This window comes from Henriciella sp., assembly GCF_029936995.1.
GTDB lineage: Bacteria > Pseudomonadota > Alphaproteobacteria > Caulobacterales > Hyphomonadaceae > Henriciella.
The window spans coordinates 153,154-175,667 of sequence record NZ_JAPYRE010000002.1 but is presented as its reverse complement, the minus strand read 5'-3'; the positions used below and the strand labels follow the sequence as shown (position 1 = coordinate 175,667).

Genomic DNA, 22,514 nt, shown 5'->3' with positions numbered 1-22,514 from the left:
CTTTCCTATCGCGGGGAATGGGAAATGAACAGGGTGGGTACACCAAGCGTGCCGTTGCGGACGGTGAACACCGAGGAACCGGGCTTGCGCCCCTTCCGGATTTCAGAGATGTCGAGCCCGGCTTTGGTCAGGCGGGCATGCGCGGTAGGCAATTCCTCGACGACCCAGGTCAGCCCCCAGATGCGATCTGCGGTGCCAGGATCGTGGGTTTCGCCCAGGCGGTGGATGACCTCGAAGGTGAGCCCGCCTGTGCGGAAGAAGAGGAAGCGTGTGCCCCACTGCTCGGCTGTGCGGTCAAGTCTCAAATCGAGACCGAGGCGTGCGCCATAGAGGCCCAGCGCACGGTCGGGATTGGGCGTGTCGATGACGATATGATCAAGCGCATGAGTCGATCCGGGGGCGCCTGTGGCGGGCATCATGGGCGTTTCTGGCTCGATCAGGAAGGTCTTGATTCCTGCGGTCTCGGCATCCTTGCAGCGGAACCTTTTCCAGCGTCTGATGGCGCCAGAATCAAGATTCGAACTTGCGCCATCTGTAATGGTTTCGGGTATGAGGCCCCTGCGTGTGAGCTTGTGATGGGCTGCCCCTATATCGTCGGTCCGGAAGGCCAGACTGGTCAGGCCGGGGCCGTTTTCGGAGAGGATTTCGCGCAAGCGCGGGGCAACACCATCGTCCCCTTCGGGAGCCATAAGTTCAAGTGCCGTATTCTGCACAGTGAAGAGGGCTGTGGCCGTGCCATCCGTGCTGGCCTGCCAGTCCGGCGCCCGCCCAAGCAGCGTCTGATAGGCAGCGATACCAGACTCGATGTCCGGGCAGACAAGGACGATATGGTCGAGCCCCGTGATCATGAAGTCCCGCTCATGGACCTAGCCAATCACGCCATTGATTGCGGCACGCGCGGCCAGCGCCGGGCTCATCAGGTGGGTGCGTCCGCCACGGCCCTGACGGCCTTCGAAATTACGGTTCGAGGTCGAGGCGCAGCGTTCGCCGGGGGCAAGAATGTCCGGATTCATGCCAAGGCACATGGAGCAGCCAGGTTCGCGCCATTCAAATCCGGCGGCGGTGAAAACCCTGTCGAGCCCTTCCTGTTCGGCTTGGGCGCGTACAAGGCCGGAGCCCGGCACGATCATGGCGCGCACACTGTCTGCCACGTGTGCGCCTTCGACGATCTGTGCCACGGCCCGCAGGTCCTCGATCCGGGAATTGGTGCAGGATCCAATAAACACACGCTGGATGGGCGTGCCGGCAATCGGCGCGCCGGGGGTGAGGTCCATATATTCGAGCGCGCGTTCCGCGGCCGCCTTGTGGACGGGGTCGCGCATCTCCTTCGGATCGGGGATGGTTGCCGAGACAGGGATGGCCTGTTCGGGGCTGGTGCCCCAGGTCACGGTCGGTTCGACATCCTCGCCACGGATTTCAACGATATGATCCCACTCGGCGTCGGCGTCTGAGTGAAGCGTGCGCCAGTAGTTTTCCGCGCGTTCCCAGGCCGCGCCCTTGGGGGCTGCGGGGCGGCCTTTCATGTAGTCGAAGGTCTTTTCGTCAGGTGCGACGAGCCCGGCGCGTGCGCCACCCTCGATGGACAGGTTGCAGAGCGTCATTCGCCCTTCCATGGAGAGCTTCTCGATGGCGGGGCCGCGATACTCCATGACACAGCCCGTGCCGCCGGCTGTGCCGATCACCGAAATCAGGTGCAGGGCGAGATCCTTGGCGGTGACACCGTCACGCAGTTCGCCGCTGACCTCGATGGCCATGTTCTTCGACTTGCGGGTGCGCAGGGTCTGTGTGGCGAGCACATGCTCGACCTCGGACGTGCCGATGCCGTGGGCAATTGCGCCGAACGCGCCATGCGTGGAGGTATGACTATCACCGCAGACAATGGTCATACCCGGCTGGGTGCGCCCCTGTTCCGGGCCGACGACATGGACAATGCCATTATTGATGTTGCCCATCGGGAAGAACTCGATCCCGTGTTCGGCAACGTTGCGCGACAGGGCAGAAAGCTGGTTACGCGCGGCCTCGTCAGTGACGCCCTCAAGCCCGGCAGACTGGTTCTCGGTCGGTGTGTTGTGGTCTGCAACAGCGAGCGTGAGTTCAGGACGGCGTACCTTGCGGTTTTCGCTCTTGAGCCCGGCAAAGGCCTGCGGTGTCGTCACTTCATGGATGAGATGAAGGTCGATATAGAGGAGCGCATCGCCGGTCGACGGGTCGGTCTGAACCGTGTGCGCATCCCAGATCTTGTCGTATAAAGTCTTGCCTGCCATGAGCCTCAATTCCTGTTGCGGCGCAAAACATCATGTCTGCCGCAAATAGGCAAGATATGCCTCGCTCCCCGGCTGCAAGACAAAAGAAAGGGCCGGTGTGCTCCACCGGCCCGTTTCAGAGGTAAAGTCTTGTTGTATCTGGCCTAGTTGCAGGGGCAGCCACTGCCGACATTGAGGACGACCAGGGAGGCGCGGCGCGTCTCGTAACGGGTCGGTGCCTCGACTGTCTCGGTCACGGGCCGGGGCTTGCGGTACTCGACAGGCTGGATGATGCGGCGCGTGACCGGCTGGATCACCTTGCGCTTGGTCACGGCATCGAAATAGGTCTCAGTGACCTCTTCACGATACTTCTCCTCGACCTGCTCGATGTGGTTCACGTGCGTTTCCGGGACCGGCTCGGCTTCAACACGCTTGGGCAGGCGCTCCTGTTCGTAGCGCGTTTCGGCGGTAACACGCTCGGTCTGCGGGCGCAGGACGCGGCGTTCGACCGGCTGCACCGTCGTGCTGACGACCGGCTGGATCACATTGCGTGTGACATGGTCGATATACTCGTCCTGGACTTCCAGCACCGTGCGTTCGGTCACCTTGGGGATGATCTTCTCTGTGACACGCGGCGCAGGCTGCTTGCGGACGTCCAGGGGAAGGCGCTCTTCCTCATAGCGACGGTCTGCCGTGACTGTTTCGGATTGCGGGCGCAGGATGCGACGTTCAATCGGCTGGACGTCGGTCTTCACGACCGGCTGGAAGACATTTTTCTGTGTCACAGCGTCGACATAGGTTTCGGTGACTTCTTCCTTCACCACCTCGTTGACCTCTTCGGTCACAGTTTCCTTGACCGGCGGGACCGGGTCTTTCTCGACAACCAGAGGGGCGCGGCGCGTCTCATAACGGGTTTCGGCTGTCACCGTCTCGGTTACCGGACGCAGGATGCGCCGCTTGACCGGAACAATGGTGGTGCGTTCGATCGGCTGGATGATTTCCCGCTGGGTGACGACATCATAGTAGGACTCGGTGGCTTCCTCGACCTCTTCGACGGTGACATCCTCAACAACCGTTTCCTGTATGGCGGGCACCTTGTCGGCCTCGACCCGCTTGGGCAGGCGATTTTCTTCGTAGCGGACGGGGGCGGTCACGTTCTCGGTCTGCGGGCGGATGATCCGGCGCTCGACCGGCTGGATGATGGTGCGTTCGACCGGCTGGGTGATCTCGCGGCGGGTCACGGCGTCAAAATAGGTTGTGGTTTCCTCAACCTCGGTTTTCTCCGTCACGCGCTCCTCGACATTCTCGCAGCAGAGCTCGGTATCGACGGCCTCTTTGGAGCCACCCATGTAACGGACTTCGCCGGGGCCGTTCGCGCCACTGCGATTGATGATGTCGCGCACCTGCTCATCGGTGAGGACACGGTCATTTGTGGGCGTGCCTTCAGAGCTGTAACGGGTGCCGACAGCCTCATTATCCCAGGTGCCCTTTTCGCCATCGGCGTGGGCGGCGACGGGCAGGACCGCAACGGCGGCGGCGCTTACCCAAAATTTCATGCTCGGTTTCATTCCACCTTCCCCAATCGCGGCCCGGATGTGGACCCGCACAGGATTTCAGTTCGGCCTGACCGGGGAGCCCCCCATGATCCTGACCGCATTTTTCCATTTCGTTGCGTATACGAAACGAGTTTCTCCACAGAAAGGAGATTCCCTTCGCACGCGAGCAAAGCCGCAGCAGACCTGTCCGGATTCGGGAAAACCCTGTCTGCGGCCCTGTTCAGGCAGGTCCTCTGCAAGCGCCGTGCCGTAAAGCCTGAAGCGGGTGCTGGGCATCTGGACACAGGACAAAGAAAAACCCCGTCCGGTGAGGGACGGGGTTTCGGGAAAAACCGGTTATCAGGCGAGACCTATTCTTCGGTCTTGCCTTCTTCCTCGCCTTCGGCGGCTTCTGCTTCGGCAGCAGCCGCAGCGGCTTCAGCTTCCTTGCGCTTGGCTTCCTCACGCTCGGCGCGGTCCTTGGCGGCCTGCTCGCGGCGGGCGGCCTTGCTTTCGACGCGCTGGCGCTTGCGCTCGGTCTTGGAAACGGTGGTTTCCGTCGCTTCCATGCCATGACCGGAGGTCCGCTCTGCGATGCGGGCTGACTTGCCGCGCAGGTTGCGCAGATAATACAGCTTGGCGCGGCGGACATGGCCCTTGCGCTTGACTTCAATGCTCTCGATCATCGGGGAGACGACCGGGAAGACACGCTCGACACCTTCACCGAAGGAAATCTTGCGCACTGTGAAGTTCTCGTTGAGGCCGGCCCCGGCGCGCGCGATGCAGACGCCTTCGAAGCGCTGGACGCGCTCACGGTCGCCTTCGCGGATGCGCACGTTCACGGAGACCGTGTCGCCGGCCGAAAAGTCCGGAATGGTCTTGCCTGAGGTGACGCGTGCCACTTCCTCGGCTTCGAGCTGTTCAATCATGTTCATCGTCCGTCTCCGACGCTCGTAAATCTTGCCCGTTGCGGTAAGCGGCCCATAAATCGGGACGACGGGCTTCTGTCAACAGTTTACTGCGGTTGAGCCGCCATTCACTGATTTTCCCATGATCGCCCGACAGAAGCACATCGGGGGTGGGTTCGTTCTCCCACATGCGCGGCAGGGTATATTGCGGATACTCCAGAAGACCGTGGGAAAAGCTCTCATCCTCTAGCGATGCCCCGTTCCCGGCGACACCTGGCAGCAAACGCACCGTGCTTTCGATCATGGCCTGGGCGGCCGCTTCCCCTCCTGCGAGGACGAAGTCCCCGATAGAGACTTCTATCATGTTGCGTTTGTCGATGACGCGCTGGTCCAGCCCTTCAAAGCGTCCACAGAAGCAGACAAGGCCAGGCCCGGCGGCAAAGTCCTTTGCCATGGCCTGATCGAAGGGGCGGCCGCGCGGGCTGAGATAGACCAGCGGGCGGCCCTTGCGTTCCTGCGCATCCAGCGCGGCCGCGGCCACATCGGGGCGCATGACCAGCCCGGCCCCACCCCCGGCGGGAGTCTCGTCGACCTGCCTGTGCTTGCCCAGCCCGAACTGGCGAAGGTCTGTCACGTCGAGTGACCAGATCCCGTCCTTGCGGGCACGCCCCAGTATTGAGACGTCCAGAAGGCCCGGAAACGCTTCGGGAAACAGGGTGATGATCGAGACGTCGAAGGCCATGACAGGGTCCCGGCGGGCCGATGAAGGACGGAAACTAGTCCTTCATCATGCCGGCCGCCTTCAACGTCTTGCCTGCCCGCAGCACGCGCGCAAGCATGTCTTCGGTCGAGCGGTCGCCGCCATTGGAGTCGGGGTGGAAGCGGCGCACATACTCGCCGTAGCGGTTGCGGACTTCGGCGGCGCTGGCACCTGGCTCGAGGTCCAGCTCGGAAAGGGCGCGGGCGGTGACGCCAGCCGACTGTTGTTCGGTCCGGCGGGCCTTGCGAGCTTCGGCGTTCTCCTCGAAGAACTCCTTGCCCCGCCAGTGACGTGGATCGTGGGCGGCAGCTGCCTTGCCCTTGCCCATCGGGCCTGTGCCGAACTTCCAGGTCTTGTTGAACCCGTACTTGGCCATTTCGTTGAACTCGGCCAGCTCGGCTTCGGACATGCCGGCGAAATAATCGTAATTGCGGTTATACTCACCAGCATGTTTCTGGCAGAACCAGTAGACGCCTTCGAGGCCACGGGGCTTGGGCGAGGGGTGTTGCCCGGCCATGTCGCAGCCATCGCGGTGGCATTCGCGGGTTTCCGCCGCCTTCTGCCGCTCTTTCTCGGTCTTCGGGGGCTTCACCCTTATGTCGGTGAATTTTACGCGGTATGAGAATGCATCAGTCATCGGGCACGGAACATAAGGGTTTCAGGTTAAAGAGGCTAGAATTGACAAACAGATCAGAACGGATTCGTTCGAAATTGACGCAGGTTTTTGCACCCGAGGCACTGGAGGTTGTCGATGACAGCGCCCGTCATGCGGGGCATGCCGGAGCATCGCCGGAAGGTGAAACGCACTTCAATGTAAAGATCATCTCATCGCAGTTCGAAGGAATGAATCGCGTCGCCATGCAACGTGCGGTGAATGATGCGCTGAAGGAAGAGTTCGATTCCGGCCTCCATGCGCTCTCAATCCGGGCGAAAGCGCCTGTTGGCTAAGGCGGATTTACCGGAACGCTCGCAATTAATGCCTCTGGGGCGAAAAACCATTAAGACCTGCGGCATAAGCCCTTCCTGAAGTGGGGAGGGCAGGTGTGATGTTCCTGAAGGCGGTTCCGAATCCGCACGCGGCAGGCCGCCTTGCGCGTGTCGTGCATTACCGGCAGGGTGAGGACCGCGTGTTTGCCATTGATGCCGAGGCGCTGCATCGCAATCCGGGCCTGCTGAACATTTTTGACCGGCGAAACGAGATCCGCCTGCGCGTGCTCGACTTTACCGCCTACTGTATTCTTCTCCTGTCTGTGATTGCCTCTGTGGCGCTCACCTGGTGGCTGTTCGTTCCCGGATTTGCGGCCTCCGTGCTGATGATTGCAACGAACCGGAAGCTTGCCGGGCATGTCGCAATGCGTGCGGCGCGTAAATCGAGCGAGGCGTTCCTCTATCTACACTCTGCGGGCGTGCTCTGGCTGATCCAGCGCTAAGGGGCGCTACTTCTCGGTAAACAGGCCCGGCTGGCTCTTTATGTCCGGCGCTTGCAGGCCCATGCGTTCATAGGCGAGCGGGGCGGCGATGCGGCCGCGCGGCGTACGGGCGACATAGCCTTTCTGCATGAGGAAGGGCTCGATCACGTCTTCCACCGCATCGCGGGCTTCGGAAAGCGCGGCTGCCAGCGTGTCGGCGCCGACAGGCCCGCCCGCATATGTCTTCACCAGTGCGGCCAGATAGCGCCGGTCGAGCGCGTCGAGCCCATCCTCGTCAATCTCGAGACGTGAGAGCGCGCGGTTTGCAGCCGCCTTGTCGATCTTCGCGCCTTCGGCTTCGGCAAAGTCGCGCACACGGCGAAGCAGGCGAAGCGCGATGCGCGGGGTGCCGCGCGCCCGGCTGGCGACCTCTATGGCGCCGTCTTCTGTGAGGTCCGCCCCCAGCTTGCGGCCTGCGGCCATGATGATGCGGGCAAGTTCTTTCGGCTCGTAGAAATCAAGCCGCAACGGAATGCCGAACCGGTCACGCAAGGGATTGGCCAGCAAGCCGGCACGTGTGGTCGCGCCAACAAGCGTGAACGGCGCGAGATCGAGCCGGACCGAGCGGGCCGAAGGGCCTTCGCCGATCACGATGTCGAGGGCATAGTCTTCCATGGCCGGATACAGGATTTCCTCGACCGCCGGGGGCAGGCGGTGGATCTCGTCTATGAAGAGAACGTCGTTTTCTTCCAGATTGGTGAGAATGGCGGCAAGATCGCCCGCCTTGGCGATGACCGGGCCGGAGGTGGCGCGAAAGCCTGCGCCGAGTTCTTTCGAGACTATCTGGGCGAGCGTGGTCTTGCCAAGACCTGGCGGGCCGAACAGCAAAATATGGTCAAGCGCTTCGCCGCGCTTGCGGGCCGCCTCGACATAGACTTTCAGGTTCGCTTTCAGCGCATCCTGGCCGACATAGTCGTCAAAGCTCTGCGGGCGCAACGCCCGGTCGAGCGCTTCGCCGGACTGGCGTTCGGGGTCGGTGAGGCTGCCTTCACGGCTCACGAAGCAAGCTCCTTGAGGCTGGCGCGGATGAGGGCGTTGGTGTCGGCGTCAGGGATGTTGCGAATGGCGGTCGCGACGGCGCGTGCGGCGTCGGACTGGGTATAGCCAAGGTTAACGAGGGCGGAGATCGCCTCGGTGCGGGCCCCGCTGGCAGGGGCGGTGTCAGGGTTAATGGCGACGTCGCCTGCATGTGCCCGCAGCGCCCCGAACCGGCCCATGGGCGGGGGTTTGCCGGACAGCTCGCCGATAATGCGTTCGGCGAATTTCTTGCCGACGCCCTTGGCGCGTGTGATCGCGGCGGCGTCACCCAGCGCCAGTGCGTCCATCAGCTCTGCGGGCGAGAGCGCATCCATGATGGCCATGGCGGACTTGCCCGCCACGCCGGGGACATCCTGAAGGCGGACAAACCAGGCGCGCGCCTCGTCGCTCTCGAAGGCAAACAGCGTGATGGAGTTTTCGGTGACGCGCGTCTCTATGTGCAGCTCGGCCTCCTTGCCGGGCTGGAGTTTGCCAAGCAGACGCCCGCCCGCCAGGGCGACATACCCAACGCCATTCACGTCGATCATAACACTGTCTGTGCCGACCGTGGCGATCTCGCCGCGCAGACGTCCGATAATCATGCCGCACCTCTGGTCTTCGTGGTGACATGATGGGCCGTGCAGATGGCGCAGGCCAGCGCGTCAGCAGCATCCGAGGCCAGCTTGCCCGCCTGTGGCAGAAGCCGGGCGACCATGAAGGCAACCTGCGCCTTGTCGGCCCCGCCTGTGCCGACGACGGCGAGCTTTATCGTTCGCGGGGAATACTCGTGGGCAACAAGCCCGGCGCCGTGCAAGGCGGCCATGGCCGCGCCGCGGGCCTGTCCGAGTTTCAGCGCGGAGCGGGGGTTGGCATTGACGAGGGTTTCCTCGATCCCGGCGGCGTGCGGGCGGTATTCCGCGCAGAGGGCTGTGATCTCGCTATGGATTCCACCGAGCCGGGCCGACAGGGAGAGGGCCGGGTCGATGCGGATGACGCCATTGGCGATATGCGTAAGCCGGGAGCCGGCCTGCTCGATCACGCCCCAGCCGGTGTGGCGCAGGCCCGGGTCGATGCCGAGAATTCTGATGGCGTCTGACATGCGCGAAAACAAACCCGGTTGTCGTTAACACCAGACAAATTTTCCGCATTTGTTCCCATTGGCAAGGGGTGAGGATCACACCGAGAGGAATTCGACGGCAGTGCCGGGGGCAAAGATGGCAGCGGTCAGCCTGCCGCCATAGACCGCGCCTGTATCGAGGTTGAAGCGCTGAGGCGGTCTGCCATCGGTTTCGGGCTGGAAATCATGTGTCGGGGTGTGGCCATGCACAACCGACCAGCCTTCAAGTGAGCTTCCTTCCCACTGGCGGGTATCGAAGAAGCGTCTCGCGCGTGTCCAGAGCCGGATTTCGTTGCTGCAATAGGGGAAAAGGTTCGGGTCGAGCCCGGCATGGACGAAGGCCATGCGGCGGTCTTCCTCAAGGTGCAGCCCTGGCAGGGCATTGAGCCAAGCGATGTGTTCTGCCGAGGGCTCTTCCAGCCCGCGTTTCGCATAGCTTTCAAGCGTCGCATCCCCGCCATTCATCAGCCATTGGAGACGGAAGCGGTCAGGGTCGTCATAGGCGTCGATCATCATCTGCTCATGATTGCCGCGCAGATTCACGACCCGGATATCCTCACGTGTTTCAAGGCGCATGACCGTCTCGATCACGCCGCAGCTGTCCGGCCCGCGATCGACATAGTCGCCGAGATGGACAAGCAGCATCTGGCAGCCATCCGAATGAGCTTCGTGATGGGCAAACAGCCGCGCATGCAGCTTGTGCAGCATGTCCGCCTCGCCGTGGACGTCGCCGATGGCGTATATGACGGGCTCGTTCATCACGTCTCCTTGCCTGAATAGATGTGTCGCCATCTATAAGGACGCAAGACAGGCAGTGTTCCGGCAACTGCCAGGAAACTAGCGATTGCAGCCCACAACAAAGGCTCGGTAGGATATTTCCCAGTTTGAGCGGAGCGAAGACATGACAGCATGGATGAATGCGGGCAAGACCGCCGTCATCACAGGTGGCGCGAGCGGAATAGGGTTAGCCGCAGCGAAGCGGTATCTTGCGGCGGGAATGAACGTCGTCATAGCCGACCGCGACGATGCGGCGCTGAGCGATGCAATGGGTCACCTTTCAGCCGATAAGAATGCCGGGGAGCGCCTGTTCGCGGTCACTTGCGACGTGGCGGAGCCAGAGGAGCTTGAGCGCCTTCGTGACAAAACACATGAGCGGTTTGGCCACGTTCACTGCCTGATGAACAATGCGGGTGTCGTCAACAGGGGCGCCTTGCCGTGGGAAAAGACCGACGAGATGAAAACCCTGATCGGCATAAATCTCTGGGGGGTTGTTCATGGCTGTCAGGCGTTCATTCCGTCCATGCTTGCCCACGGTGAGGCCGGTGCGGTGATCTGCACAGGGTCGAAACAGGGGATCACGCGCCCGCCGGGCAATATCGCCTATAATATGTCAAAAGCCGGGGTGCTCGCCTATACGGAAGCTCTGGCACACAGTTTCCGCAATCTGGACTCCTGCCGCCTGAGCGCGCATCTGCTGGTGCCGGGTTTTGTCTATACAGGTATGATACAGAGCTTCATTGCGCAGAAGCCGCCCGGTGCGGCGACGGCCGAGGAGACGGTTGATTACATGCTGGAGGCACTGGCGCGCGGCGATTTCTACATCCTTTGCCCTGATAATGAGACGAACCGGGAGATGGATGAAAAACGGGTTCAGTGGACGGCGGATGATATGATCCAGAACCGCCCGGCGCTTTCCAGGTGGCACCCGGACTTCGCCGACAGCTTTGAAGCGTTCATGAAATCGGGCCCCAGCAAAAGCGGGGACTAGTCATGCAGGCCGACAAGAGCAGGCGTGCCTGTAAAATCATGAAAAACTGGAGCGGGCGATGAGATTCGAACTCACGACCCCAACCTTGGCAAGGTTGTGCTCTACCCCTGAGCTACGCCCGCATCCGATGGGGTACCCGGTGAGCAAATGCCCTCCGGCGAGACCGCGGCTTTAAGCGCAAAACGAAGGCGCTTGCAAGGGGGTTTCGCACCGGGGAGGTGTAATTCGGCTTCACACATCCTTCGGGGGCTTGAGGCGGCGCTTGGTCTGGTGGGCGTCGGCCTTGTCGCCCGTGACCTTCTGGCCTTTCATGTAGTGGCGCTGCCAGCCGGCTTTCACGGTCTCTGAGTCCATCGCCTTGAGCTTCTCGTTGAAGCTGCCGCGGCTTTCGTGCCAGGCGCGGTAATCATGCTCGAGCTCGGGATTGGTCGAGAGCAGCTTGCGTTCCGGCTGGATCTCCTCGGTCTTGCCATGCTCGAACGGCATGACGAAGCAGAAGGGCTCGCCCTTCTTAAAGACGACCTCGCCGGGCCGGGTCATCTGCCAGTTCATGGTGAAGGGGAAGGGCAGCCAGTCTGTCTCGACGAGGCCGGTGAGCGGGGCGATCCCGTCCTTGAAATAGTTCGGCGGGCCGGACGTCCAGACGCCCCAGCCGGGTGGCGTGCGGAACAGGTGGCCAGTGTGGAAGGTGACGATGCCGCGCCGGAAATGGCTGTCGGCGAAGGAGGGCAGGGCGGCCTGGGTTTCCTTGCGGGTGAAGAGCTTCACATTGTGCTCCATCGGCCCGCCGTCCCAGATAATCTTCACGTCCATCGGGCAGAGGATTTCCCAGCCGGTGGAGTTGGCCATGGTCAGCGGCAGGCAGCGATAGGGGTGGCGGTCCGGGAAGGCGTCCATCCATTCACGTTGCGAGCGGCCCGGCACGATCTCGGGGGCGGTGTTGTAGATCTTGTAGCATTCAAGCTGCATTTCTCTCGGTCCCTGCTTGACGGTTGGCCTCTGATTGCCTGAAAGAGCGCCATGCCTGCAAGCCCTGATGACCTTTTCGCCTTTCTCGATACCCACGGCCTCGCCCACGAAACGCGCTGGCACGAGGCGACCTTCACCGTGGAAGAAGGCCGTGAGCTGAAGGCCGAGATGCCGGGCGGGCACACCAAGAACCTGTTCATGAAGGACAAGGACGGCACGATTGTGCTGATCTCCGCCCATGCCGAGAGCGAGCTGAAGCTCAACCAGCTGCACAAGCTGATCGGGACGCGGCGGCTGTCATTTGCCAGCGCAGAGCTGATGGAGGAATGCCTCGGTGTGACGCCGGGCTCGGTGACAGGCTTTGCGCTGATGAACGATACGGAAGGCCGCGTGCGGTTCATCGCCGATGCTGCGCTCATGGCGCATGAGACGCTTAACTTCCACCCGCTCATCAATACTGGCACCACGGCCATTTCGCGGGAGGATTTCCGGAAATTCGTGGAGCTGACCGGCCACAAGCTCACAGAGATCGATTTCTCGACGCTGGTTTCGTGACCGGCAAGTGAACTCTACGGGCGGTTACGGATTGTAAGACAGGGCGGGAATGCCCAGATTGCCGCGAGATAATCAGAAGGCGCAAGACATGAGCGATATTACCCTCGGCACGCCCGGTGGCCCCGGTGGCGGCGACAATATCAAGGACAGTACCGACCAGACCTTCATGGCGGACGTTGTGGAGGCCTCCAACCAGCAGCCCGTTCTTGTTGATTTCTGGGCACCGTGGTGCGGGCCGTGCAAGTCCCTCGGGCCACTGCTGGAAAAGGTCGTCAACGAGCAGCAGGGCAAGGTCAAGCTGGTCAAGATCAACATCGACGAGAATCCCGGGATCGCCGGCCAGCTTGGCGTGCGCTCCATCCCGGCCGTTTTCGCCTTTGACAAGGGCCGCCCGGCCGATGCTTTCCAGGGTGCGCTGCCGGAAGGCCAGATCAGGGAGTTCATATCGAAGCTCCTTAGCGGCACCGATCAGGGCCAGCAGATCCAGGAAGCTGTCGAGAGAGCGGGCGACCTGTTCAAGGCAGGAGACATCGCGCAGGCCGCACAGCTTTATGGCGCTGTCGTCGAGGCCGATCCGGAGAATATCGAGGCGATTGCCGGGCTGGCGCGGTGTTATGTGTCGAATGGAGACTCGGAAAAGGCGTCCCAGATTCTCGACATGGCCGGGCCGGACAAGCAGTCAGACCCCGCCATTGAACGTGTCCGCAAGGCGATTGATCTGATGGCGGATGCTCCGGCCGATGATGAGCTTGCAGCGCTGAATGACCGGGTCTCGAACGATCCCGGTAATCACGCGCAACGCTTTGAGCTGGCCGAGGCACTGATGGCGCGCGGCGACAACAAGGGTGCTGCTGACCACCTGCTGAAAATCCTCTCCGATGACCTCGGCTGGGAAGACGGCAAGGCGAAGGCAAAGCTGCTCGAACTCTTCGAGGCCGCGGGCGAAAAGGACCCGGCCACGATCGAGGGCCGGCGCCGCCTTTCCTCACTCATGTTCGCCTGACCCCTCGACAAGGCGCGGCTGAGTGCCATGTAGGATAGAAGGGCGGACAGGAGCCGTAATCCGATGACCAGACATGGCTACAGGAAAGTATCCGATCTTCCGGACGCGATGGCCGTTTTTCCGCTTGCGGGAGCGGTCCTGTTTCCGCGCTGGTCCCTGCCGCTGAACATCTTTGAGCCGCGCTATCTCAACATGATTGATGATGCGATGGCCGGGAACCGGGTCATCGGCATGATCCAGACAACGGGAGGCAGCAAGCAGGCGCCGCACCTGGCTCGTGTCGGCTGTGCCGGGCGCGTCACTTCCTATTCTGAAACCGAGGATGGGCGCTATCTCATCAACCTGACCGGCATCTGCCGTTTCGCGCTGGATGAAGAGCTCGATGTTGCGACGCCTTACCGGCAGGTCCAGCCGGACTGGAACGGATTTGCAGATGATCTGGAAGAGCCCGAGACACATGGCTTGCCAGAGCGGAACCATCTGGCGGATGCGCTCAAGAAGTATGTCGCCCACAACCAGATGGAAGTGGACTGGGATGCGCTTGAAACCGCGCCAATGGAAACACTGGTGAACGCCCTGTCGGCGGGATGTCCTTTCTCCTCCATGGAAAAACAGGCCCTGCTGGAAGCGCCCGATCTCCGCGCCCGTTGCGATACGCTCATCGCGCTGCTTGACATGGACATATCCGGCGACGATTCCTCCACGCTGCAATGACAGACATACACGACACCCCTGGCGAAGTTAGGCCGAAGACGGATCCGCGGCTGCTTGAGCTGCTGATCTGCCCGGTGACACGCACACCGCTGAAATATGACCGCGCCCGCCAGGAGCTTGTTTCGCAGAAGGCACGGCTGGCCTATCCGATCCGCGACGGCTTGCCGATCATGCTGGAAAGCGAAGCGCGTCCGATCGACGGAGACAGCCCGGAATGACCGTGATGCCCTGGCCGACAGAGTTACGCTTTCGCCGCGCCGCGGGCGTGTTGCGTGTGAGCTTCGAAGACGAGACGAGCTTCGACATACCCTATAAGCGCCTGCGCGAGGAAAGCCCGTCGGCTGAAGTCCGCGGGCACGGGGCTGGGCCACGCCCGCCGCAGCCGCCTGTGCCGGATGATATCAGCGTCGAGAAAGCCGACCCGGTAGGACGGTATGCTGTACGGATTTACTTCTCGGACGGCCATTCCAGCGGGCTTTATACCTGGAAATTGCTGCGCGAGCTGGGCGAAGGGGCGGCAGGCTGATCAGCCGCGTGGTTGCATCAGGCTGGGCAGGCCATCCGATGAGGCGCTTGCAATCCCTGCCAGACGCTTGCGGACCGGGGCGATCCGGTCGGCAGCGACAAGCCCCAGACTGCGTAGCGGCTTTGTAAGCAGACTGTCATTTGAAAACAGCCGGTCGATGGCATCAAGCGTCAGCGCGGCGGAGTTGGCGGAGAAGCGGCGCGAAGCCTGATAGGTTTCCAGGGTCTGCACAGATCCGATGTCGAGCCCTGTACGGTCTGCCTCGATGATGGCGTCATAAAGGGCGGCAACATCGCGGAAGCCCTGGTTGAGCCCTTGCCCGGCCAGGGGATTGACGCGGCGCACGGCATCCCCGACGAGCGCCACGCGGCGCGAGACCATGGTTTCGGCGACCTGAAGGATGAGCGGATAGGAGCCCATCGGCCCGTCAATTTTCATCTCACCGGCAAAGTCAGCAAAATGGTGATTGAGTTCTGCTTCCACCTCTTCAGGGGCAAGTTTCGCCAGCGCCTCGGCGGCGCCGCGCTTCATATACCAGGCGAGATTGGCCCGGTCGCCGCGCAGGGGCAGGGTCGCGAACGGACCCTGTGGTGTGAAAAGCTGGCGGGCGATACCTTCATGCGGGCGTGACAGGGCGACATTGGCGGCGAAGACCGATTTTCCATAGTCGCGCCCCTCTGTGGGAATGCCGGCGGTATGCCGTACGGGGGATCTGACGCCGTCCGCGCCAATCAGAAGCCGCGTTTCCAGCGTCTTCCCGCTTTCCAGTTCTACCGTGACGCCGCCGGCGTGGGCCTGATAGCCGGCAAATTTCTCCGGGGCGAGCAGGGTCAGGCCCGTCTCGGCCTGCATGGCGCTATCGAGGGCTGCCTGTAATTCAGGCGCTTCAATCATGTGGCCGAGGGTTTCGCCTTCCGCGCGTTCAGGCAGGTCTTCATCGGCAAACAGGATGCCCGGTGCGCCAAACCAGTGCGTGCCGCCATCAACGGCTTCAAGCCCGTGCAGCGGCTGTGTCCGGCCATCGAGAGGCGCAGCGATGCCGATGGCGTCGAGCAGGCGCCAGCTGCCTGTCACCACGGCGAAATTGCGCATGTCGCGCGGGGGTTCGGCTTTCGGGTCGCGGGCATCGACGAGGGTGGTCTCGAACCCGGCCTGTGCGAGCGCCAGTGCCAGGGCGGCCCCGGTCGGGCCAGCACCGATAATGACGATTTCGCTCGAGGTCTTGCTCATGTCTGGCGTTTTAGGCGCGGGAATGAATCCGGTCCAGCATTGACGCCAAAACGGGCGTTTGGGTCGCAGGCTGCACGTTTTTTGATCATTACGGCTGAGACAGTTTCGTGTGCGGGGGAAGAGTCTGGATGCTCCCTGTGCAGGTCCGCTTAGCTATGTCCGTCATACCAACCAATTGGGAGAAGGGCATGAGTAGTTTGGTTAGAGGCACGATGCGGGGACTGGCGTTAGCGCCGCTCGCAGCCTTAGGGGCACTGGGCGCGTCCGCGCAGGACGCCTCACAAGTCAGCGCATATGTGGACAATAGCTATCTGTTCCTGATCGGCGGCCTGATCGTCATGTTCATGGCGGCCGGCTTCTGTATGCTGGAAGCCGGGCTCGTCCGGAAGAAAAATGCGGCGATGCAGTCCATGAAGAACGTGGCGCTGTTCTCTGTCGCGGGCCTCATGTTCTGGCTGGTCGGATACAACATGGCCTATCCGGGCTCGACCTTCCTGTCGGGCTGGTTCGGCATCCCGGCCTTCATCTGGTCACCGTCTGACAGCCTGGACACAGGCTATGCAAGTGCGTCCGACTGGTTCTTCCAGATGGTGTTCGTGGCAACCGCGGCCTCAATCGTCTCCGGCACAGTGGCCGAGCGCGTGAAGCTCTGGCCGTTCCTGATCTTCACCGCCGTGCTGACGGCCTTCATCTATCCGATCGTGGCCTCCTGGGAATGGGGCGGCGGTGCGCTGGATACGCATTTCGGCTTCTCCGACTTTGCCGGCTCGACGCTGGTTCACTCAACGGGTGGCTGGGCTGCTCTCGTCGGTGCGATCATCATCGGGCCACGGGCGGGCAAGTTTGTTGGCGGACAGGTTCATCCGATGCCGGGCTCCAACATTCCGCTGGCCGCACTCGGGACGTTCATCCTGTGGTTCGGCTGGTTCGGCTTCAACGGCGCCTCGCAACTGGCCGCAGGCACGTTCGACGACATCAATGCCGTCGCGCAGATCTTCGCCAACACCAACATGGCCGCCTGTGGCGGTGTGCTGGCCGCGATGATCCTCACCGCCGTGCTCTACAAGGGCAAGGTCGACGCCACGATGGCCTTCAACGGCGCGATTGGCGGGCTTGTCTCGATCACGGCCGAGCCGCTGGCCCCGTCCATGGGCCTGTCGGTCCTGATCGGTGCGATCGGTGGCATCCTCGTCGTGGTTACGGTTCCGCTGCTCGACAAGCTCAAGATTGACGATGTTGTCGGTGCCATTCCGGCGCACCTCGTCTGCGGCATCTGGGGTACGATGATCGTTCCGCTGTCGAATGGCGATGCAAGCTTCTTCGGCCAGCTTGTCGGCGTCATCGCAACGGGTGTGTTCGTCTCGATCGCTTCCGCCATCATCTGGATGATCCTCAAGGTCACCATGGGTGTGCGTCCGAGCGATGAGGAAGAGCTCGCAGGGATGGACAAGACCGAGGTCGGTCTCGAGGCCTATCCAGAATTCGGATAAGCCCCCCACAAGTTCGCTTCTCCTGCATGGGAAGCGTTTCCTCCCGGACTTCCCCGGCCAGGCAACTGGCCGGGGATTTTTTGTCAGTTGCCTGCCAGCCCCACATGGCCAGCGTTTGCGCCGTGTTAAGGCTATTCGGTCAATTTACCGGAAAACCAACTTCTGATGGTGAACGGTAGAATGGCCAATTCAATCGCTGAGACACAAAATGTGCGTGAGGCATCCGACCCGGTCTGGCGTATCCTGACGGGCACGGCAGCCTTTGCAATTGGTGTCTTCCTCTGTGGCAGTGCAGGAACCTATGAATCGACAGACCCAAGCTGGAACGCGGCAACGGGCATGGCGGTGCAGAACCTGTTTGGTGGCACGGGCGCCATCGTGGCGGACCTTGCCCTGCAGAGCTTTGGTTTCGCAGCATGGATGGCAGGGCTTTCACTGATGGTCGGCGGCGCGATGCGTGCGGTGCTGATCGGCAAGCCACGTCTGCGCCGCTGGGCCTATGGCGCCCTGTTCATTCCGGTACTCGCCGGAGCGCTGGCGGCGTTTCCGGTCCCGGCAGCGTGGCCGCTATGGGCCGGGCTTGGCGGTGTCGCCGGGGACTGGATTCACGGCCTGGTATCAATTCCGTTCAAGGCGTTATTGCTGCCTTTCCCCGGTCTTTTTGCGGGCCTTTGCCTCGGTGCGGTGGCAGTTTGCCTGGCCTTCAGCGCGATGGGCTTTCATCGCGGCGATGCACACATGCTCCAGACGGCGGCAGCAAGTTCGGGCGCGCGCATGGCACGCAGTGCCGGCGGGATTGGCGGAAGGCTGTCAGCCCTGTTCCGCCGCAAGCCTGTAGGCGGCCACGATGAAGACATGCCGGACATTCAGCAAAAGGCGCTGCCTGACACCCGCAAGAAGATTATCGACGATGTCCAGGACGAAGACACCGGAGAGGATGACGAGGCGGACTTTCCCGGGCCTGTCACCAAGCCGCGCCTTGCCGCAGCGAACAGGCCCGAGCCGCAGACTGATGCCCCGCCGATCCGCAAGAAATCGCGCAAGGGTGCCCGCATCCTCCCTTCGATCGACCTTCTTCAGAATCCGCCGGAACGTCGCGCCGGTGTGGATGAAGACAGTCTGCTGGCCAAGGCCAACCGGCTGGCCGAGGTATTGCGGGAATTCGGTGTGCGTGGCCGTATCAAGGAAGTGCGTCCCGGCCCGGTGGTTACACTGTTCGAGCTTGAACCCGCCGCGGGCGTGAAATCCGCACGCGTGATCTCGCTTGCCGATGACATTGCCCGCTCCATGAGCGCAGTCTCGGCACGCGTTGCCGTCATTCCGGGCAAGAATGCGATCGGTATCGAGCTGCCGAACGATGAGCGTGAGACGGTCTATTTCCGCTCGCTACTTTCATCGAGCGCCTATACCGGCACGAAAGCATCGCTCCCCATGGCGCTGGGCGAGGATATTGGTGGCACGCCGACCGTGGTCGATCTCGCCAAGATGCCTCACCTGCTGATCGCGGGCACGACGGGTTCGGGTAAGTCTGTCGGCGTCAACGCCATGATCCTGTCGCTGATCTACCGGCTGCCGCCGGAGCAGTGCCGTTTCATCATGATCGATCCGAAAATGCTGGAGCTTTCGATCTATGAGGGCATCCCGCACCTGCTGGCCCCGGTCGTCACCGATCCGAAAAAGGCGGTGAATGCACTGCAATGGACCGTGCGCGAGATGGAAAGCCGCTATGAGCTCATGTCCAAGGCGGGTGTGCGCAACCTGGCTGGCTTTAATGAGAAGGCAGAGCGCTACCGTGAAAAGGGCGACCAGCTGACCCGCAAGGTGCAGACCGGCTATGACGAGCGCGGCAAGCCGATGCACGAAACGGAAATCCTGCCCATCGACCATATCCCGAACATTGTTGTCGTGATCGACGAGATGGCGGATCTGATGATGGTTGCGGGCAAGGAGATCGAGGGCTGTATCCAGCGCCTGGCGCAGATGGCGCGGGCCGCCGGCATTCACCTGATTACAGCAACACAGCGCCCGTCTGTCGATGTCATCACCGGCACAATCAAGGCGAACTTCCCGACGCGGATTTCCTACAGTGTGACAACCAAGATCGACTCCCGCACCATTCTTGGCGAGCAGGGGGCTGAACAGCTGCTTGGCATGGGTGACCTGCTCTACCAGCCCGCCGGGGTGCGGACAAAGCGCCTGCACGGGCCTTTTGTGTCGGATGAGGAGGTTGAAGGCGTTGTTTCCTGGCTCAAGGAGCAGGGCGAGCCGGACTATAATGAGGACATCCTGGAAGAACCCGACGAGGGCGGCACGGGAAGTGCCGTGATGGATGCAATGCTCGGTGTGTCTACCGGCGATGCCGAGGACGACCTCTACGCCCAGGCCATGACCATCGTCCTGCGGGACAAGCGGGCATCGACCTCGTATCTCCAGCGCCGTCTCAAGGTTGGCTACAACAAGGCGGCGACCCTGATCGAGCGGCTTGAGGAGGAAGGCGTGATCTCTGCGCCCAACCATGCCGGAAAACGCGAGATCCTTGCCCGCGATACGCCGGGCGAATAACCGCTTGCTGACAGGTCCTGTCAGCTGGCATTCATCTCCGTGCGCAAAGGCTGCGAGGCTGAATGGAAGGCAACGAAACACGGCAGAAATACCTTTTTTCAGCCCTGTTTTTACTGGGTTAAGCCGCTTATTTGAGTAGGCCAACCTAAGGAGCACGACATGACAAGCATGCTGCACCCCCTTGCCGCTGTTCTGATGATGGGCAGCACCCCTCTCGCCTTCGAGGTGGACCCGGCCTTCATGATGCCGGCTGCCGCTCCGGCGCCCATGATCCATATGGCACAGGCGACCGGCCCCCAGACGCCGGCGGTCGAACCACCGCCTGCCGAGGTTGAAGCCGATGTGGAGGCGACTTCGCCTTCCGGGCCTGCTTCCGCTCAGGGTGAGCTCTCTGAGGCCGAGCGTAAGGCGATCCTGAAGAATGCGGCTGAAAAGCTTTCTGACGTGAAGACTGCCAGGGGCCGTTTCACACAGGTTGCGGCCGATGGAAATGTCACGCGCGGTGACTTTGCGCTTCGCCGTCCAGGCCGGATGCGGTTCGAATATGATGACCCGACGCCCATCCTGATCGTTGCCAACGGAACAACGGTGGCCATGGAGGATAGCGAGCTGGAAACCGTCGACCGCGTTCCGCTGGCCTCGACCCCGCTTGGCCTGATCCTTGACGAGGAGCTGGACTACGAGACCGATGCGCGCGTGCTGGATGTGCAACGCGGCAATCAGGAAGTCTCCATCACGGTTGAGGACCGCGCCGGAGAATCGGAAGGCCGCCTGACCCTGTTTTTCGACCGTGAGAGTTATGACCTGAAGAGCTGGCGGGCCGTTGATGCCAACCGCCAGACGACGCTGGTTTCCCTGGAGGACGTGGAAAAGAACGTTTCCATCGACCCCCGTGAGTTCATCCTGGAAGATCCCGCGGATGAGGAAGAAGACGAGCGCTAGAACGCAAGGGCGCACATGCCCAACACAAAAGAAAAGCCCCGAGGCAGCTGGCCGCGGGGCTTTTTTTGTTCGGGAGTTCGGACTGGTCAGCCTGGCTCGGCTTCGTCGCCCCAGAGTTCTTCGAGGCGGGCATCGCGTCCGCAGCCATTCCGATAGAATTTGTATTTGACCGAGTGGGTCTTGTAATAATTCTGGTGAAAGTCTTCAGCAGGCCAGAATTTTTCCGCTTCAAGGACCTTGGTCACGACCGGGCCTGGGAGGGTGCCGGAGCTTTCGATCTCCTCGATCTCGTCATTGACGATGCCGCGCTCGTCAGAGCCGTCCACGAAAACCGCTGTGCGGTAGCTTGAGCCCTTGTCACAGAACTGGCCATCCGGATCGGTCGGATCGACGGTGCGGAAATAATACTCCACGAGCTCGTCATAACTGACGGTCTGCGGATCGTAGCTGACCTTCACCGACTCATAATGCCCGGTGTCGCCACCTGTGACCTGTTTATAGGTCGGGTTATCGACGTCTCCGCCCGTATAGCCGGAAATGGTGGAAACCACGCCGTCGACCTTGTCGAAGTCGGCTTCGGTGCACCAGAAACATCCGCCTGCAAAGATGGCGGTTTTCAGGCTGGCGGCATTGGCCGGACCTGAGGTGTTTGCCTGGTCGGCCATGGCGCTCCACACAAAACCTGCGGCAATGGCGCCAGCGCCTGCGATAACGGCGATATATGTGGTCGGTGATTTTTTCATTGGCTCGGCCATAACTGTTCGTGTGCGTATGCAGCACATATGGCGCGAAGACGTGCGATTTTGAGGCTCAAAACGCACATCTCACGGAATCTTGTAAGGGGCGTGAGCCAGGTGAAGGCCCCCGGCCCGTTCCAGACAGATCAGCCTGAAAGACGCTCGACTTCGGCTTCGGAAAGCTCGGAATTGTCGAAGACATTCTGCACGTCATCGAGCTCGTCCAGAACATCCAGCAGCTTCATCAGCGTGTCGGCGTGGTCGCCTTCCACGGGCACAGTGTTCTGAGGCTTCCAGATAAGCTTGGTGGATTTTGCTTCGGCGTCGGTGAACTTGCCCTCAAGCGTGGAGGCCACATCCATCAGATCTTCGCGCTCTGTATAGATCCAGTGGCCATTCTCGTCGCTTTCGACGTCTGTTGCTCCGGCCTCGATGGCGGCTTCCATGATCTCCATCTCGTCGCCGGCCTCTGCGGGATATTCGATCTCACCGACCTGTTCGAAGCCAAAGGAAACCGAGCCCAGTTCGCCGAGATTGCCGCCATTCTTGGAAAAGGCGGAGCGGACTTCGCTGGCTGCACGGTTCTTGTTGTCGGTTGAGGCTTCGACAATGATGCCGACACCACCGGGGCCGAAACCCTCATAGCGCATGTCGAAATATTCTTCGGCATTGCCGCCCTGACCCTTGTCGACGGCGCGTTTGATATTGTCCTTGGGCATGGACTGGCCGCGCGCGTTGTTGATGGCCAGGCGTAGGCGTGGGTTGGCGTCAGGATCAGGGCCGCCGAGTTTGGAAGCGATCGTGATTTCCTTGGACAGGCGCGCAAACAGGGCGGCGCGTTTCTTGTCCTGCGCACCCTTGCGGTGCTGGATGTTGGCCCATTTGGAATGTCCGGCCATGGTCGGTTCTTCTCCTGGAAAGTTCCTGCGAGTAAGTGGCTGATCTAGGCTACACAAACAAGATTTGAAA

At 61.6% G+C, this 22,514-nt stretch carries 25 protein-coding genes and 1 tRNA gene; 11 read left to right on the top strand and 15 right to left on the bottom strand.

Annotated features, from left to right (window positions below):
- Positions 1 to 5: 5 nt before the first annotated feature.
- The 6 genes from Q1K31_RS05040 to Q1K31_RS05015 all read right to left on the bottom strand — a co-directional run bounded on the left by Q1K31_RS05040 (position 6) and on the right by Q1K31_RS05015 (position 6,083).
- Positions 6 to 848, bottom strand: a complete 843-nt coding sequence (locus Q1K31_RS05040) for a VOC family protein (protein ID WP_300377380.1) — start codon at positions 846 to 848, stop codon at positions 6 to 8.
- Between the two features lie 18 nt (positions 849 to 866).
- Positions 867 to 2,264, bottom strand: coding sequence for a 3-isopropylmalate dehydratase large subunit (leuC, locus tag Q1K31_RS05035; RefSeq protein ID WP_300377378.1), 1,398 nt, complete (start codon positions 2,262 to 2,264; stop codon positions 867 to 869).
- Positions 2,265 to 2,407: 143 nt separating this feature from the next.
- Positions 2,408 to 3,799, bottom strand: coding sequence for a hypothetical protein (locus Q1K31_RS05030; RefSeq protein ID WP_300377376.1), 1,392 nt, complete (start codon positions 3,797 to 3,799; stop codon positions 2,408 to 2,410).
- A 350-nt stretch (positions 3,800 to 4,149) separates the two neighbouring features.
- Positions 4,150 to 4,713 (bottom strand): 50S ribosomal protein L19, encoded by a 564-nt coding sequence (gene rplS, locus Q1K31_RS16620; RefSeq protein WP_367187528.1) that lies wholly within the window; start codon positions 4,711 to 4,713, stop codon positions 4,150 to 4,152.
- Positions 4,700 to 5,428: a tRNA (guanosine(37)-N1)-methyltransferase TrmD gene (gene trmD / locus Q1K31_RS05020; protein WP_300377374.1), complete on the bottom strand. Its 729-nt coding sequence runs from the start codon at positions 5,426 to 5,428 to the stop codon at positions 4,700 to 4,702. The genes rplS and trmD overlap by 14 nt, the downstream gene beginning before the upstream one ends.
- Positions 5,429 to 5,462: 34 nt before the next feature.
- A complete protein-coding gene (locus Q1K31_RS05015; RefSeq protein ID WP_300377372.1) occupies positions 5,463 to 6,083 on the bottom strand; it encodes a J domain-containing protein in 621 nt (206 codons plus the stop codon).
- A 41-nt stretch (positions 6,084 to 6,124) separates the two neighbouring features.
- Between Q1K31_RS05015 and Q1K31_RS05010 the strand changes: the two genes are divergently transcribed.
- A complete protein-coding gene (locus Q1K31_RS05010) occupies positions 6,125 to 6,394 on the top strand; it encodes a BolA family transcriptional regulator (protein ID WP_300377370.1) in 270 nt (89 codons plus the stop codon).
- Between the two features lie 95 nt (positions 6,395 to 6,489).
- Positions 6,490 to 6,876 (top strand): hypothetical protein, encoded by a 387-nt coding sequence (locus tag Q1K31_RS05005; RefSeq protein ID WP_300377368.1) that lies wholly within the window; start codon positions 6,490 to 6,492, stop codon positions 6,874 to 6,876.
- Positions 6,877 to 6,882: 6 nt separating this feature from the next.
- On the opposite strand, the gene ruvB is transcribed toward Q1K31_RS05005, so the two are convergent.
- The 4 genes from ruvB to Q1K31_RS04985 all read right to left on the bottom strand — a co-directional run bounded on the left by ruvB (position 6,883) and on the right by Q1K31_RS04985 (position 9,808).
- Complete coding sequence (ruvB, locus tag Q1K31_RS05000; RefSeq protein ID WP_300377366.1) at positions 6,883 to 7,914, bottom strand: Holliday junction branch migration DNA helicase RuvB; 1,032 nt, start codon at positions 7,912 to 7,914, stop codon at positions 6,883 to 6,885.
- Positions 7,911 to 8,534 (bottom strand): Holliday junction branch migration protein RuvA, encoded by a 624-nt coding sequence (gene ruvA, locus Q1K31_RS04995; protein WP_300377364.1) that lies wholly within the window; start codon positions 8,532 to 8,534, stop codon positions 7,911 to 7,913. Before ruvA ends, ruvB begins: the two co-directional genes overlap by 4 nt.
- Positions 8,531 to 9,019: a crossover junction endodeoxyribonuclease RuvC gene (gene ruvC / locus Q1K31_RS04990; protein WP_367187534.1), complete on the bottom strand. Its 489-nt coding sequence runs from the start codon at positions 9,017 to 9,019 to the stop codon at positions 8,531 to 8,533. The genes ruvA and ruvC overlap by 4 nt, the downstream gene beginning before the upstream one ends.
- An 87-nt stretch (positions 9,020 to 9,106) precedes the next feature.
- Positions 9,107 to 9,808 (bottom strand): metallophosphoesterase family protein, encoded by a 702-nt coding sequence (locus Q1K31_RS04985; protein WP_300377360.1) that lies wholly within the window; start codon positions 9,806 to 9,808, stop codon positions 9,107 to 9,109.
- Positions 9,809 to 9,950: 142 nt separating this feature from the next.
- On the opposite strand from Q1K31_RS04985, the gene Q1K31_RS04980 reads away from it, so the two are divergent.
- The gene (locus Q1K31_RS04980; RefSeq protein ID WP_300377358.1) at positions 9,951 to 10,817 is read left to right on the top strand and encodes an SDR family oxidoreductase; all 867 of its coding nucleotides are present in this window, start codon (positions 9,951 to 9,953) and stop codon (positions 10,815 to 10,817) included.
- A gap of 47 nt (positions 10,818 to 10,864) precedes the next feature.
- Here the strand turns inward: Q1K31_RS04980 and Q1K31_RS04975 are convergent.
- Both Q1K31_RS04975 and Q1K31_RS04970 read right to left on the bottom strand, forming a co-directional pair.
- Positions 10,865 to 10,939: transfer RNA gene (locus Q1K31_RS04975), tRNA-Gly, on the bottom strand.
- Positions 10,940 to 11,048: 109 nt separating this feature from the next.
- Positions 11,049 to 11,786: a DUF6065 family protein gene (locus Q1K31_RS04970; RefSeq protein ID WP_300377356.1), complete on the bottom strand. Its 738-nt coding sequence runs from the start codon at positions 11,784 to 11,786 to the stop codon at positions 11,049 to 11,051.
- 51 nt (positions 11,787 to 11,837) lie between these two features.
- On the opposite strand from Q1K31_RS04970, the gene Q1K31_RS04965 reads away from it, so the two are divergent.
- From Q1K31_RS04965 to Q1K31_RS04945, 5 genes are all read left to right on the top strand, one after another.
- Positions 11,838 to 12,341 carry a prolyl-tRNA synthetase associated domain-containing protein gene (locus Q1K31_RS04965; RefSeq protein ID WP_300377354.1) on the top strand — a complete coding sequence of 168 codons (504 nt, stop codon included), beginning with the start codon at positions 11,838 to 11,840 and terminating at the stop codon, positions 12,339 to 12,341.
- A gap of 88 nt (positions 12,342 to 12,429) precedes the next feature.
- A complete protein-coding gene (trxA, locus tag Q1K31_RS04960; RefSeq protein ID WP_300377352.1) occupies positions 12,430 to 13,344 on the top strand; it encodes a thioredoxin in 915 nt (304 codons plus the stop codon).
- A gap of 63 nt (positions 13,345 to 13,407) precedes the next feature.
- Positions 13,408 to 14,058, top strand: coding sequence for an LON peptidase substrate-binding domain-containing protein (locus Q1K31_RS04955; protein ID WP_300377350.1), 651 nt, complete (start codon positions 13,408 to 13,410; stop codon positions 14,056 to 14,058).
- The gene (locus Q1K31_RS04950) at positions 14,055 to 14,276 is read left to right on the top strand and encodes a Trm112 family protein (protein ID WP_300377348.1); all 222 of its coding nucleotides are present in this window, start codon (positions 14,055 to 14,057) and stop codon (positions 14,274 to 14,276) included. The genes Q1K31_RS04955 and Q1K31_RS04950 overlap by 4 nt, the downstream gene beginning before the upstream one ends.
- Positions 14,273 to 14,584, top strand: coding sequence for a gamma-butyrobetaine hydroxylase-like domain-containing protein (locus Q1K31_RS04945; RefSeq protein WP_300377346.1), 312 nt, complete (start codon positions 14,273 to 14,275; stop codon positions 14,582 to 14,584). The genes Q1K31_RS04950 and Q1K31_RS04945 overlap by 4 nt, the downstream gene beginning before the upstream one ends.
- Here Q1K31_RS04945 and Q1K31_RS04940 read toward each other — a convergent pair whose 3' ends face one another.
- Positions 14,585 to 15,814 carry an FAD-dependent oxidoreductase gene (locus tag Q1K31_RS04940; RefSeq protein ID WP_300377344.1) on the bottom strand — a complete coding sequence of 410 codons (1,230 nt, stop codon included), beginning with the start codon at positions 15,812 to 15,814 and terminating at the stop codon, positions 14,585 to 14,587.
- Positions 15,815 to 16,002: 188 nt separating this feature from the next.
- Between Q1K31_RS04940 and Q1K31_RS04935 the strand changes: the two genes are divergently transcribed.
- The 3 genes from Q1K31_RS04935 (at position 16,003) to Q1K31_RS04925 (ending at position 20,808) form a co-directional block, all read left to right on the top strand.
- Complete coding sequence (locus Q1K31_RS04935) at positions 16,003 to 17,304, top strand: ammonium transporter (protein ID WP_300377342.1); 1,302 nt, start codon at positions 16,003 to 16,005, stop codon at positions 17,302 to 17,304.
- A gap of 180 nt (positions 17,305 to 17,484) precedes the next feature.
- Entirely contained in the window at positions 17,485 to 19,866 is a 2,382-nt protein-coding gene (locus tag Q1K31_RS04930) for a DNA translocase FtsK (RefSeq protein WP_300377340.1), read from the top strand.
- A 159-nt stretch (positions 19,867 to 20,025) separates the two neighbouring features.
- Positions 20,026 to 20,808 (top strand): outer membrane lipoprotein carrier protein LolA, encoded by a 783-nt coding sequence (locus Q1K31_RS04925; protein WP_300377338.1) that lies wholly within the window; start codon positions 20,026 to 20,028, stop codon positions 20,806 to 20,808.
- 86 nt (positions 20,809 to 20,894) lie between these two features.
- Here the strand turns inward: Q1K31_RS04925 and msrA are convergent, their stop codons facing one another.
- Positions 20,895 to 21,551, bottom strand: coding sequence for a peptide-methionine (S)-S-oxide reductase MsrA (gene msrA, locus Q1K31_RS04920; RefSeq protein WP_300377336.1), 657 nt, complete (start codon positions 21,549 to 21,551; stop codon positions 20,895 to 20,897).
- A 140-nt stretch (positions 21,552 to 21,691) separates the two neighbouring features.
- Positions 21,692 to 22,444 carry a YebC/PmpR family DNA-binding transcriptional regulator gene (locus Q1K31_RS04915; RefSeq protein ID WP_300377334.1) on the bottom strand — a complete coding sequence of 251 codons (753 nt, stop codon included), beginning with the start codon at positions 22,442 to 22,444 and terminating at the stop codon, positions 21,692 to 21,694.
- Positions 22,445 to 22,514: the final 70 nt, after the last annotated feature.